The sequence below is a fragment of the Nitrospirillum karajorum genome (assembly GCF_036348415.1).
GTDB classification, from domain to species: Bacteria; Pseudomonadota; Alphaproteobacteria; order Azospirillales; family Azospirillaceae; genus Nitrospirillum; species Nitrospirillum amazonense_B.
Map to the genome: position 1 here is coordinate 2,364,333 of NZ_JAZBQB010000003.1, position 12,566 is coordinate 2,376,898.

Sequence of the window (12,566 nt, forward strand, 5' to 3'; positions counted from 1 at the left end):
GACTGAAACTCATGGAAACGCGCGCCAGCTACGCGCTCGTCGGCGGCTTCATCCTGGCACTGACGGCGGCTCTGTTCATCGCCATCGTCTGGCTGGCGAAAGTCCAGTTCGACAAGGCGTCGACACCGTATCGCATCTATTTCTCCGGCTCGGTCACCGGGCTGGTGGCGGGCAGCCCCGTGCGCTATCGCGGCGTGGCGGTGGGCCGCGTCACTGACATCCGCATCGACCCCGGCAATGTGGAGCGCATCGAGGTCAAGGTGGAGGTGCCGAAGGACACCCCCATCAAGTCCGATGCCGTGGCCTCGCTAGAGCCGGTGGGCGTTACCGGCGGCGTCTATGTCGAGATCGCCGGTGGCAGCCAGGAGGCGCCGCTGCTGCGCGAGACGCAGAACAACGTGGACGTCCCCGTCATCCCCTCGCGCCCCAGCAACATCGCCTCCCTGTTGCAGGAGGCGCCGCACCTGCTGGAAAACCTGATCAAGCTGTCGGACAGCCTGGCGGGCTTCATGACGCCCGACAACCAGAAGGCCTTCGCCTCCATGCTGGCCAACCTGGCCTCCACCGCCGGTGCCGCCAACGGCACGGTGCAGGACGCCGGCCACCTGGTGAATGAGCTGCGGGGCAGCGTGCGCCAGATCAGCCAGCAGACCGAGGCGCTGCTGGTTGATACCCGTACCACCGTGAACACGGTGGGCAGCGACGCCAAGCGTATCAGCGGCAACCTGAACCAGTCGGCGGAGGATGTGAAAGTCCTGACCCGCAACCTGAACCAGACGGTCGAACAGCTGCGCGGCATGGTGGAGGAGAATCGTGGTCCCATCCGCGACTTCACCTCCAGCGGCCTTTACGACTTGACCCAGCTCATCGGCGACCTGCGCACGCTCAGCAATAATCTGTCGCGGGTGACCAACCGCATTGAGAACGATCCGTCCGGCTTCCTCTTCGGTGGCCGGCAGCGTGGCGTGGAGGTGAAATGAGGGGGGCCGGTAAGGGAGCGTTGACGGCGGGGCGGGGGGCGTTGACGCGCCGCGGCCTACTGTCACGCGGCATGGGTCTGGTGGGGGGCGGTCTGGCGCTGGGGGCGCTGCCGGCCTGTTCCATCTTCGAAAGCCCGCCGCACGTGGTGCGCCTGACGGCGGCGCGGGAGTTTTCGCCCGCCCCGCCGGTGGGCTGGCAGTTGCTGGTGGGCGTGCCGGTCACCACCTCCGTCCTCAACACCAGCCGGGTGCCGCTGCGTCAGATGGAGGCCGGCTTCGGCTATTTCGACGCCGAATGGCAGGACCCGTTGCCGGAGATGCTGCAGGGCCTGCTGATCGAGTCCTTCGAGTATTCCGGCCGGATCACGGGCGTCGCGCGTGAGGGGTCGGGCCTGCGTGCCGACTACGTGCTGCTGACCGACATCCGCGATTTCCAGGCCGAATATCCCCACGCGACCGTGGAGGATGTGCCGACCGTTCATGCCCGGGTCGAGTGCAAGATGGTGACCTTGCCCCGGCGTACCATCCAGGAAAGCCAAGGCTTCGAGATCAGGGTGCCGGCCAAGGGCACGGGCTTCACCGCTGTGCTGGCCGCTTATGACGAGGCCTTCCACATGCTGGCCCGCCAGGTGGCCGAATGGGCCTTGCAGCCCGGACGGCGCGCCGGCGGCGGCGTCTGACCTGGGAAGGAGCCAGCCCCATGCCCTTCCTCCGTGGGGCCGACAGCGACGCTTCCGCCATCGACGGAATGCCGCCCGAAACCTTGACCCGGCTGGTCGAGGCGGCGCGGGAGGTGACGCTGTGCGCGCGGGTGCTGGCCAAGACCGGCGATACCGTGCTGAGCGAGGCGATGCAGGACGCCGTGCCGCCGTTCGTTCCGTGGCAGCATCATCCGCCCGGCGACGTTTACGATAGCGAGTACCACGCCCAATTCTACTTCCACGCCCACCCGGAGTCGGAACTGGTTGGGGAGGAGGTGGGGCACTTTCACACCTTTATGCGGCCATTGGGCATGCCGGACGGGGTGACGCCCGCGCCCCTGCCGGATCTACAGCCCGACGTTGACGGGAACGGTGCCCTCAGCCACCTGGTGGGTATTTCCGTCGATGGCATGGGCCGGGTGACGCGGCTGTTCACCACCAACCGATGGGTGACGGGGGAAACCTGGTACGCCGCCGAGGATGTCGTGCGCATGCTGGAGGGGTTCCAGATCGACCATGCGCGGCCGTCCTGGCCGCTCAACCGCTGGATCACGGCGATGGTCAGCCTCTACCGCCATGAAATCGCTGAACTTTTACGGGAGCGGGATGCGACGGTCGCGCGCTGGCAGGCGGCACATCCGGGCAGTTACGTCTATGAGGACCGGGCCTTGGAGGTGACATCGGAACGCCTGGTGGACGTGGAGGGACGCGTCCAGGAACTGGAGCGCGCGCTGCGCCGCCGCAACCGGCGGCGGTCCGCCGCTGCTGACCCCGCCTAACGCCCCCAGGGGCGACGCCCCGGGGCAAGGCGTGGAATATCACCCAAATGGCGTTGGCCAAGATGGGGAAGGCTGTATTATTAATGACAGTGGTGACCCGATGCCCATCGGGGACACCTAATTGTGGCGAAACCTGGCGCCGTCCATTCCTGCCGCGCGATATCGAGGTGGGGTAGCGACGACAAGCCAGGTGGCCGGCCGGTAGCGAAGGGAGCGGGTTGCCCTGCCAATGTCCGAGACCTTGACGCATCAGGATGTGCAACGGCTTTTGGCCGATCCATCCGCCACGACACGGGCCGAGATGGCCACCAAGGTCGCCGCCCAGTTCGGCGCCGACCAGCTGTCCCCGTCCGAACGGGCCCTGGCCGAAGATATCGTCCGCCTGATGGCCCGGGACGCCGCGGTGCGCGTCCGGTCCGCGCTGTCGGAAAGCCTGAAGACCTATCCCGCGATTCCCCGCGACGTGGCGCTGCAACTGGCGCGCGACGTGGAGGAGGTGTCGCTGCCCTTCATCGAGGTCTCGTCGGTCCTGACCGACGCCGACCTGATCGAACTGATCAAGACCGGATCGGACGCGAAACAATCGGCGGTGGCCAAGCGGCCCGAGGTGTCCGAGGGCGTGGCCGATGTGCTGGTGGAGACAGGGGGCGAAACCGCCGTCGCCACGCTGATGGGCAACGAGGCCGCCCGGGTGACGGAGGCCGCGCTGACCCGCGTGCTGAACCGTTTCCCCAAGAGCGACGCCGTCCATGCCCCCCTGATCGAGCGGGGTAGCCTGCCGGTCACCATCGCCGAGCGGCTGGTGACCATGGTGTCGGAACAACTGCGCGAACGACTGGTGGAGCGGCACGAGCTGCCGGCCGACGTGGCGAGCGACATCGTCCTGCAGGGCCGGGAAAAGGCGACCTACGGGCTGGTGGGCGTCGCCACCGATGCTCAGCTGGAAACGCTGGTGGAGCAGTTGTATCGCAACGGCCGCCTGTCGCCGTCGCTGCTGCTGCGGTCGCTGTGCATGGGCGACGTGGCCTTCTTCGAGGTGGCGCTGGCCCAGTTGGCCCGCATCCCCACCCCCAACGCCCGCATGCTGATCCATGACGCCGGCAAGCTGGGCATGAAGGCGCTGTTCGACCGCACCGGCATGCCGCAGTCCATCTATCCGGCCATCAAGGTGGCGCTGGATGTCGCCAGCGAGACGGAATTCGATGGCGGGGAGCATGACCTGGAACGCCATCGCCGCAAGATGCTGGAACGCATCCTCACCCAGTTCGAGGAAATGGCCAGCGATGATCTGGATTACCTGCTGAGCAAGCTGACGGACCTGACCACCAAGGTCTGAAAGCGATGCGCAAACCCCTCCTGGGCGCGGTTTGCGCGGCCGTGCTCACCCTCACGTCCACCCTGTCCACGGCTACCGCCGGAACGCTGGACATGCGCGGCCTTCAGGCCCGCCTGGACCGGCTGACCCACGATTTCCCGGGCCACGCCGGCATCGCGGTGCGCGATCCGGCGACGGGCGCCGTGGCGGGGGTGAGGGCGGACCAGCGCTTTCCCGAGCAAAGTGTATTCAAGCTGACCGTCGCCATCGCGCTCTTGGACTTGGTGGACAAGGGGGCCATAGACCTCGACCGCAAGGTCACGCTCTACCCCGAGGACCGGTCCGTCTATTGGCAGCCCTTGGCGAAGAACATTACGCCCGCCGGCTGGACCACCACCCTGGGGGACCTCATGGTCCGCATGGTGGCGGACAGTGACAACATCGCCGCCGACACCGTGCTGCGCCTGATCGGCGGCCCGGCGACGGTGCAGGCCGCGCTGAACGCCCGGGGGCTGGAAGGCATCCGTGTGGACCGGGATGAGCGTCACCTGCAAAGCGATATCCTGGGCCTGACCTGGACGGACGCCTATCGAGAGCCGGCGGCGTTCCAGGCCGCCGCCGACGCGGTGCCCACGGCCACCCGCATCGCCAAACGCGACGCGTACCTGAGCGATCCGCGCGACACCGCCACGCCCGCGGGCATGGCCCTGCTGCTGGAGCGGCTGAACAAGGGCGACCTCCTGAGCCCCGGCAGCACCCGCCGCCTGCTGGGCATCCTGGACCATACGACGACCCAAGCCCACCGCCTGAAGGCCGGGCTGGGCGCCGGCTGGACCGTGGCGCACAAGCCGGGCGCCGGCCCGTCGGTCGAGGGCGTGACGCTGGCCAACAACGACGTGGGCCTGATGACGGCGCCCGATGGCGGCCGCTACGCCATTGCGGTCTATGTCGCCAGCGTCCATGGACCACGGGAAGAGGCGGACGCCTTCATCGCCGCCGTGGCCCGCGCCGTGGTCGAGTCCTGGCGGGCCTAAGGGGGGCGGGCCTAAGGTGCCATCACGCGCCGGGCCCCTCTTCGGGGTTCGGTTTGGCCACCCCCTGAATCTTCTCCGCCATGCGGCCCAGTTCCAGAAGGGATGTCGCCTGCATCTTGCGCATCAGTTGCGCGCGGCAGATCTTCACGGTGATTTCACTCAGCTTCAGCGTGGCCGCGATCTGCTTGGACAATTGTCCATTCAGGATCATGTCCATGACTTGGCGCTGACGCGGCGACAGGGTTGCGTACCGGGCGTACACGTCCGAAACCTTGGCCCTTTCCGCCCGATGCGCGGCACTTTTGGCCAAGCCCGCGTAAATGGCATCCAGCAGGTCCTGTTCCTTGAACGGCTTGGTCAGGAACTCGATGGCGCCGGCCTTCATGGCGCGGACGGACATGGGGATGTCACCATGGCCGGTGATGAACACCACCGGGATTTCCTCATGCGAGGGCGCGAACTCCTCCTGGAAGTCCAGGCCGTTCTGGCCGGGCATCCGGATGTCCAGCACCAGGCACAGGGGGATGTCAGGCAAGGGCCAATCCAGGAATTCCTGCGTCGAGGCGAAGGTGTGGACCGTCAGGTCGAGGGAATTGAAGAGGTTGGTCAGCGCCTTGCGCATCGAGGGATCGTCATCGACGACGATGATGGCGCCTTTGGCTTCGGGGGAGGGTTGATTGGTGGTCATGGTGTCTTCTTCCTCTCGCCGGGCACGGTGAAATGGAAGGTCGCGCCGGCTGTTCTGTTGGGCGTCGCCCAAATGGCGCCGCCGTGGCTTTCAATGATGGATCGGCATATGGAAAGCCCTATTCCCATGCCGCCCTGCTTGGTCGACTTGAAGGCGTCGAACAGGGTGCTCATGACGCTTGGGGAAATGCCGACGCCTTCGTCCTCGACACTGACCATGACGTCGTCCTTGTCGACTTTCGCGGACTCGATCCTGATCTCGCGTTTGGCTCCCGGCGCCGCGTTGATCGCGTCCACGGCGTTCGTCAGCAGATTGAGCACGACCTGTTGCAATTGGACCTGATCGCCGACGATCAGGGGCAGGTCCTCGGCCAGATGGGTGCGCACGATCACCTGATCTTCCCGTAGGCGGGACTGCATCAGGGCGACCACGTCCCGGATCACGTCGTTGATCCCCACCGGGGCCTTCTTCAACTCCCCATGCGTGGCCAGGGCGCGGATGCGCCGGATGATATCGCTGGCCCGTTCCGCGTCATCGACCATGCTTGCGATGGACTCGCCGATCTTCTCCAGATTGGGGGGCGTGGCGCGCAGCCAGCGCGTGCAGGCGTTGGCGTTGGTGATGATGGCCGCCAGGGGCTGGTTGACCTCATGCGCGATGGACGCGGCCATTTCACCCAGGGTGGTGACACGGGCGACATGGGCGAGATCGGCTTGCGCCCTCTCGGTCAATAGACGCGCCGTCTCGATGCGGATCGCCAGATAGGTCGTGGCCCCGATCGCCAGAAGGCTGATCGACGCGTTGGCGATGCCAATTTGGAAATTATAATCGTTAGTCAAAATAAAACCAACTACTGTTAGTGTGAAGCACACGCCAGAAACATATAATACGCCCAATGTCCGACAGATAGTTGACGATAAAAGAATTGTAACCACGTAGAATGTGGCTACTGAGATGCCATATGGGGTGACAATATCTATTATAAAGACGGTTGCTGTTATAATAATGGCAATGATAGGGACGATGGTCGACCCTAGGCCATTGCTCTTCTTGGTGTTCCAGAAGGCGCTCTGTGGGGGGCGCTGTTCGGTAGGGGGGGCATTTTGGCTCGCATGCGCTCCTCAACGATATGTACGATGCTACTGCAGGCGATGCCGGAGGGCGCGCGCTCAGACGCATGAGGTAAAAGCAACCCTCGCCCGCGACCAGCGCGCTGTACGGCATCGAATAGGACCATGGGTGCTAACCCTTTAAAAAAGCGTCCTTTCTTCTGTGGAGGTATGATGCGCCCTTGACCCTTCATACCCGCGTATACTTGTAATATACGCGATGAATTAATTAAGACTTTGGGGCGCCGCGATGGTCATAGGGCCGACGCCGCGTGTTCCAGCCTCTCCGGGCTGGGGCTGTCCTGCACCGTAAGGGATCACATGAACCCGCGATCTAGCACCGAACCCCTGGAGGGCGATAGTAGGCGCACGCCGCCTGCCGTCGGCACTTCACAGGGGTGGATCGTCCCGGGGTCCGTCCTGTCACCGTAGCAGCGCCAGCGCGTCGACGCTGACCTTGTTTCGCCAGGCCGCCCGGGTTCGAGCAACCGCTTGACCTCATGGAGGTGGCCATGGCCGCTTTTCTCGACTTTGACGCCCGCCGGGCGTCCACCGCGTCCGCCCGTCCGTTTGCGCCCCTGGCGCTGGCGCACTCTCTGGCGCCGACTGGCTTTCAGTGCCAGCGGCCGAAACTCCGCCTGCGCTGGAAACTGGGGCCGAATGGCCGGCCCGTTTCCGACTGGGGGCCCCAGGCCCAGGGCTGAGACATCCCCGCGCGGAGCCCCACCGCGTGGTTGATGGCCGGGGCGGGGCCGCCGTTGAGTGGCCCCGCCCCCGCGCTTCCATACCCGAAATCCGCCTGATCAGAGGCCATCACGACGGGGCCCGCCGCCGGTTGTCGACTCATGGGGAACATGCCCGTTGAGGCGTGTGGCCGTGCGCGCCGCTGGCCACGTCCACCCCCCCGCCGGGGGTGGTCTCAGGAATGAAATCATGAACTCCTCGGTAGTATTATTGTCGGCACGCGCCGAAAGCGTCGCCGTGCCCTGTTGCGCGCCTGCCGTGGCCGATGAAGTGGCGCGGTTATATGGCGCCCTGGACCATGTGTCGCCCGCGAACAATCCCCGCACCGCCCAGCTCTTGCGGGCTGGTTTGCGCAAGATCTCCCAGAAGGTTGTGGAGGAGGCCGCGGAAGTGGCGCTGGAGGGGGTGCGCAAGCGTCCCGATGCGACGGTCCGCGAAAGCGCCGACCTTCTCTACAATCTCGTGGTCCTGTGGCACGCCCTGGACATCCGACCGGAGGATGTCGGGGCCGAAATGCGCCGCCGCGCGGATGCCTTCGGCCTGGCCGAAAAGCTGCCCAAGCGGCCGTGTGTCGTGGGGGAGGTCTGAGAGCATGGACCACCGCATCCCCCGCCGCGAGCCCGGCCACAAGGCCTCGGATTTTTCCGACCACTCCCCCACCGCGCTGGAGCAGATCGAGTTAGCGTCGAGTGCGCCGGCGGTGCTGGACGCCGCCCACATCGGCGACATCCAGGGCGCGTTCGGCACGATCCGGCGCGGTGACACCGCCGTCCGCAAAACATGGCGGGCGCGGCTGCTCACCCTGTTGGCCATCATCGGTCCGGGGCTGATCGTTATGGTCGGCGACAACGACGCGGGCGCCTTCGGCACCTACACCCAGGCCGGCCAGAACTATGGCCTTACCCTGCTATGGACGCTGATCCTGCTGATTCCCGTGCTGTACGTGAACCAGGAGATGGTGGCGCGGCTGGGGGCGGTGACGGGCGTCGGCCATGCCCGCCTGATCTTCGACCGTTTCGGCAAATTCTGGGGCGCGTTCAGCATCATCGACCTGGTGCTGCTGAACGCGCTGACCATCGTCACCGAGTTCATCGGCATCACTTTCGTGCTGCGCTATTTCGGCCTGCCGAAGATTCCCGGCCTCATCGCCGCGTCCGTGCTCATTATCGGCGCCGTCAGCACGGGCAGCTTCAAGCGGTTTGAGCGCTTCGCCCTGTTCCTGGTGGCCGGCAGTCTTCTCCTACTGCCTGTGCTTTTCGCCGTGCATCCCCCCGTCGGGGACATCGCCCGCGGCCTGTTCGTGCCGCAGTGGCCGGCCCATTCGGACATGGCGGCGGTCATGCTGCTGATCATCGCCATCGTCGGCACGACCATCGCGCCCTGGCAGCTGTTCTTCCAGCAAAGCTATATCATCGACAAGCGCATCACGCCCGCGTTCAGCACCTATGCCAAGGTCGACCTCTGGATCGGGATAGGGCTGGTCATCATTGGTGCCGTCGCCATGATGGCGTTTTGCGCGGCATTGTTCGCCGGCAAGCCCGAGTTCGGCCATTTCTCGGACACGGGCGGTGTCCTCGTCGCGTTGCGCGACTATGTCGGGCCCGTTCCGGCGGCCTTCTTCGCCATCGCGCTGCTGGATGCCTGCCTCATCGGTGCCGCCGCGGTTTCCCTGGCGTCATCCTACGCCATCGCCGATGTCCTCCGGGTTCGCCATTCCCTGCACCGCAAGATCACCGATGCCACCGGGTTCTATATGGCGTATGGCGCGCTCATTGCCGTCGCGGCCGTGCTGGTGGCGTTTTCCAGCGATGCCTTCCTGGGCTTCCTGACCAACGCCGTGCAGGCCCTGGCGGGTGTGCTTCTTCCCAGCGCGACCGTTTTCCTGCTCCTGCTGTGCAATGACAGGGCGGTATTGGGGCCCTGGTGCAACGGAACGCGGCGCAATCTGTTCACGGGCCTGGTGATCTGGGTCCTGGTGCTGCTGTCGATCATCTTGACTGTGGCCACCATCTTCCCGGACATCGGTGCCCTCGTCATCCTGAAGATCCTCATCGGCGGCATCATGCTGGGGCTGGTTGGTCTGGTCGCGCTGGCGCCCCATGTGCGGCGCCATGTCGGGCGGAACGACCTGATCGGCAATGATGATGATCGGCGCTTTCAGGTAATGGCGCCGGCCCGGCGCCGGACATGGCGGATGCCGCCGCTGGACCAGCTGCCGCCGCCCAAGATGACCGGGATGACCCGGCTGTGGATGGGGGTGCTGCGGGGCTATCTCTTCATCGCCGTCGCCCTGATTTTCCTGAAAATCCTGGAGACGGCCATCGGATTGGACGCCCCCATTCCACAGATCGGTGCCCTGTGGCATCCGACGGGGACGACGACCGCTGTTGCATCGCACGGGCTGTCCGTTTCCCCCGCGCCCGGTGGGAGTGAGGCCCGCGAGGGCGAGGGAAGGGTACTCAAATGACCTGTCCCCACCCCCACCATGCCCTGCCACTGCGGCTCCGCCTTCAACTCTGGGCGCTCTGGCAGGTTGAATCCTTCCTCCTTTCCGTCCTTCCGAAAGGGCGTCTCAAGCGGCTCGGCCTGGACTGGGTCGACCGCCGCTACCAAGCGATCCACGCATGGGTTGAGCGGCAGGGAACCAGCAGGCGTTCGCGATAGGAAATACTGAGGATCTCTCAGTATTCAGCTGAAATTTCCAAAACAAACAAAATAGACGGAGCGCCCTTCGAATATTGGGGAAGGGCGTCTTTCCGCGTGGCCGGAATGGAACATCATGACCCTCTGTGAACTTTTTCACCATCCCCGCGTGTCGCCACCGGGGACGTCGCCCGCCCGGGACGGGCTTGCCCCCGTTCCAGGTATGGCGGGCAGCCTTCGGGTGTCCGCGCTTGCCCTTATTCTTGGCGCCTTTTCTTCGCCGGCCCTGGCTCAGGGACCGATCACCGCTTCCCGGGGCGATGGCGCCTCGGCGGAGACCGCGTCCGGGGATGCGCCGGTCGAGGAGATGGAGATCGTCATCGTCGGCCGGCGCGGAAGCGTTACCGATGGCACCGTCGTGCCGGTGGCCCCCAACCAGTTCGTGCTGAACAGCAACGACTGGGCCGACGCCATGGCCGGCACCAGTGCCCTGGCCCTGGTGAAGAACCTGCCCGGGGTGACTTTCACCTCGACCGACGCCTATGGCCTGGACCTCTCGGACGGCTTCCTGTTGGTCCGGGGGTTCCGTCAGAACGAGCTGGCGATCACCTTCGAGGGCATTCCGCTCAATGACGGCAGCTATGGCAGCGTCACCGGGACGGCGCCGCTGAACATCGGCGTGACGGATGATATCGGCAGCATCAAGGTCGCCCCCGGGGCCGCCGGCGTGGACACGTTCTCGAACTCGGTGAATGGCGGTGAAATGCGCTATGCGCTGATCGACCCCGATACCAAGCCGTCGCTGAGCGTGACCCAAGGCTATGGCAGCAACGACACCCTGGTCACCAGCGTCACCGGGCAGACTGGGCGGATCGGGGACAACGGCCCCCGCGTCCTGCTGGGCGTCGAGCGGATTTCCAAGGACAAATACACGGATGCGGGCACGCAATACATGCTGCACGCTAACGCCAAGGTGGTTCAGGACGTGCCATGGGGCGATTTTACCGCGTTCTTCTCCTACTCCCGCGCGGAGATCTGGGGATACAACAATACGTCGTTCGATATGTTGTCCAAGCTTGGCTGGAACGGGACCGACATCCTTTATCCCAGCTACGCACGGGCGGTCTATGTGGCGTCCCCCCAGAATGCCAACGCATCATGCGGGGCCTACACCTGCGGTGAACTGGCATCCCTCGTCCCCTATGACACCGGGCAGGCCACGGACGATTTCGTCGGCAACCTGACGCACGATTTCCGCCTGTCGGACGCGCTGTCAGGCAGCGTCATGGCCTATGGCGCCGTCAGCGACTCCAACATCGAAATCTCGGATGTCACCACCCCGTCTCAGACCGGCGCCCCGTTCTCTTCGCAGGTTTGGCGGACCCGGCCCCAACGTTTCGGAGGCACCGCCACCCTGTCCTATGACTGGGGCGCGCACACCCTTTCCACCGGGCTGTGGATCGAGCGCGCGACGTCCACCTCCCAATTCGCCTGGTATAATCAGCCCCTGCCGGGGCAGGGCGCCCCGCTGAAGGCCATCGGGCCCTATGACACCTACGGCCCCGCCTTCCAGACCGCGAACGACTCCCGCTGGAGCACCGATTCCCGGCAGGTGTATGTGCAGGACGTGTACAAGCCGACAGAGACGCTGACGATCAAGGGCGGCTTCAAGGCCGTGGATTTCACGACCAGCGGCGGCGGCATCGGCCCCGACCAGGCGCCGAACGGAACGTTGAGCGCCCGCGATTCCTTCCTGCCGCACCTATCGGCCGATTGGCGTCCGAACCCCGATACCTCGCTCTACGCCGATATCGGGGAAACCATGATCGGTTACCGCGTCTCATCACGCGGCAACATCGGCCCCGTGTCCTCCGCCTGGGCGGCGGACAGCCAGGACATTTTCGACGCCGCGCGCGCCATGCTGAAGCCGGAGCGGGACTGGAACTTCACCGTCGGCGCCTATCATGACTTTGGCGACCTCAGCCTGACCGTCGATGCCTATTACGGTATCGTCCTCGACCGTTTGCTGAACGGTACCAGCGGGCCGCAGTTCAATCCCGTGCGCACCGTTGGCATCGTGTCCCGGTCCAGCCTGGTGGGCGGGGACGCGACCGTTAGCGCCAAACCGGCGTCGTGGCTGACACTGTCCCAGTCGGTGTCGGTCAGCAAGCTGCGCTATGAGTCCGACCTGACGATGCCGGACGGCACCAGTCCGCTGAAGGGCCATTATCAACCGGGCTATCCCGGCGTGTCCCTGATCACCCAGGTCACGGCGCGGTACGACGGGTTTGAAACCGGCGTCACCAGCACCGTCTATCTGGACAACCCGTTCACCTACACCAACGACATCCATGTCCCGGATTATTGGGAGATGAACGCCTACGTGGCCTATCATCTTCCCCAGGGGAACACCCTGCCGGACCTGACTTTCCGTCTCAGCGTCAACAACCTGACGGACCGGCACAACATCGGTTCCGTGGGCATTGGCGGTTACTCCGTGTCCGGCGATTACCAGACGTTCATGCGGTCGGCGCCGCGGCAGTACCTGTTCACCGTCACGACGAAATACTGAA

Annotated in this window: 10 protein-coding genes; 8 read left to right on the forward strand and 2 right to left on the reverse strand. The window is 65.1% G+C overall.

From position 1 onward, the window contains the following. Positions 1–11: 11 nt before the first annotated feature. The 5 genes from UCD39_RS24745 (at position 12) to bla (ending at position 4,809) form a co-directional block, all read left to right on the forward strand. Positions 12–980: an MlaD family protein gene (locus tag UCD39_RS24745; protein ID WP_330498290.1), complete on the forward strand. Its 969-nt coding sequence runs from the start codon at positions 12–14 to the stop codon at positions 978–980. Positions 981–1,021: 41 nt separating this feature from the next. Further along, positions 1,022–1,660: an ABC-type transport auxiliary lipoprotein family protein gene (locus tag UCD39_RS24750; RefSeq protein ID WP_330498291.1), complete on the forward strand. Its 639-nt coding sequence runs from the start codon at positions 1,022–1,024 to the stop codon at positions 1,658–1,660. A gap of 20 nt (positions 1,661–1,680) precedes the next feature. Beyond that, positions 1,681–2,460 (forward strand): DUF6969 family protein, encoded by a 780-nt coding sequence (locus UCD39_RS24755; RefSeq protein WP_330498292.1) that lies wholly within the window; start codon positions 1,681–1,683, stop codon positions 2,458–2,460. Between the two features lie 229 nt (positions 2,461–2,689). Then, the gene (gene spbR, locus UCD39_RS24760) at positions 2,690–3,796 is read left to right on the forward strand and encodes a SpbR family protein (RefSeq protein ID WP_330498293.1); all 1,107 of its coding nucleotides are present in this window, start codon (positions 2,690–2,692) and stop codon (positions 3,794–3,796) included. 5 nt (positions 3,797–3,801) lie between these two features. Continuing rightward, the gene (gene bla / locus UCD39_RS24765) at positions 3,802–4,809 is read left to right on the forward strand and encodes a class A beta-lactamase (protein WP_330498294.1); all 1,008 of its coding nucleotides are present in this window, start codon (positions 3,802–3,804) and stop codon (positions 4,807–4,809) included. Positions 4,810–4,831: 22 nt separating this feature from the next. On the opposite strand, the gene UCD39_RS24770 is transcribed toward bla, so the two are convergent. Further along, positions 4,832–5,497, reverse strand: a complete 666-nt coding sequence (locus UCD39_RS24770; protein WP_330498295.1) for a response regulator transcription factor — start codon at positions 5,495–5,497, stop codon at positions 4,832–4,834. Then, the gene (locus UCD39_RS24775) at positions 5,494–6,393 is read right to left on the reverse strand and encodes a sensor histidine kinase (RefSeq protein ID WP_330498296.1); all 900 of its coding nucleotides are present in this window, start codon (positions 6,391–6,393) and stop codon (positions 5,494–5,496) included. Before UCD39_RS24775 ends, UCD39_RS24770 begins: the two co-directional genes overlap by 4 nt. Before the next feature lie 1,146 nt (positions 6,394–7,539). On the opposite strand from UCD39_RS24775, the gene hisE reads away from it, so the two are divergent. From hisE to UCD39_RS24790, 3 genes are all read left to right on the forward strand, one after another. Beyond that, entirely contained in the window at positions 7,540–7,938 is a 399-nt protein-coding gene (gene hisE / locus UCD39_RS24780) for a phosphoribosyl-ATP diphosphatase (protein ID WP_330498297.1), read from the forward strand. A gap of 4 nt (positions 7,939–7,942) precedes the next feature. Further along, complete coding sequence (locus UCD39_RS24785; protein WP_330498298.1) at positions 7,943–9,817, forward strand: NRAMP family divalent metal transporter; 1,875 nt, start codon at positions 7,943–7,945, stop codon at positions 9,815–9,817. Positions 9,818–10,234: 417 nt separating this feature from the next. Further along, a complete protein-coding gene (locus UCD39_RS24790; RefSeq protein WP_330498299.1) occupies positions 10,235–12,565 on the forward strand; it encodes a TonB-dependent receptor in 2,331 nt (776 codons plus the stop codon). Position 12,566: the final 1 nt, after the last annotated feature.

What these genes read in the sequence shown, in the direction of transcription:
- UCD39_RS24745 (WP_330498290.1), top strand. Translation starts at nt 12, where the DNA reads ATGGAAACGCGCGCCAGCTACGCGCTCGTCGGCGGCTTCATCCTGGCA.
- UCD39_RS24755 (WP_330498292.1), top strand. Translation starts at nt 1,681, where the DNA reads ATGCCCTTCCTCCGTGGGGCCGACAGCGACGCTTCCGCCATCGACGGA.
- spbR (WP_330498293.1), top strand. Translation starts at nt 2,690, where the DNA reads ATGTCCGAGACCTTGACGCATCAGGATGTGCAACGGCTTTTGGCCGAT.
- bla (WP_330498294.1), top strand. Translation starts at nt 3,802, where the DNA reads ATGCGCAAACCCCTCCTGGGCGCGGTTTGCGCGGCCGTGCTCACCCTC.
- UCD39_RS24770 (WP_330498295.1), bottom strand. Translation starts at nt 5,497, where the DNA reads ATGACCACCAATCAACCCTCCCCCGAAGCCAAAGGCGCCATCATCGTC.
- hisE (WP_330498297.1), top strand. Translation starts at nt 7,540, where the DNA reads ATGAACTCCTCGGTAGTATTATTGTCGGCACGCGCCGAAAGCGTCGCC.
- UCD39_RS24785 (WP_330498298.1), top strand. Translation starts at nt 7,943, where the DNA reads ATGGACCACCGCATCCCCCGCCGCGAGCCCGGCCACAAGGCCTCGGAT.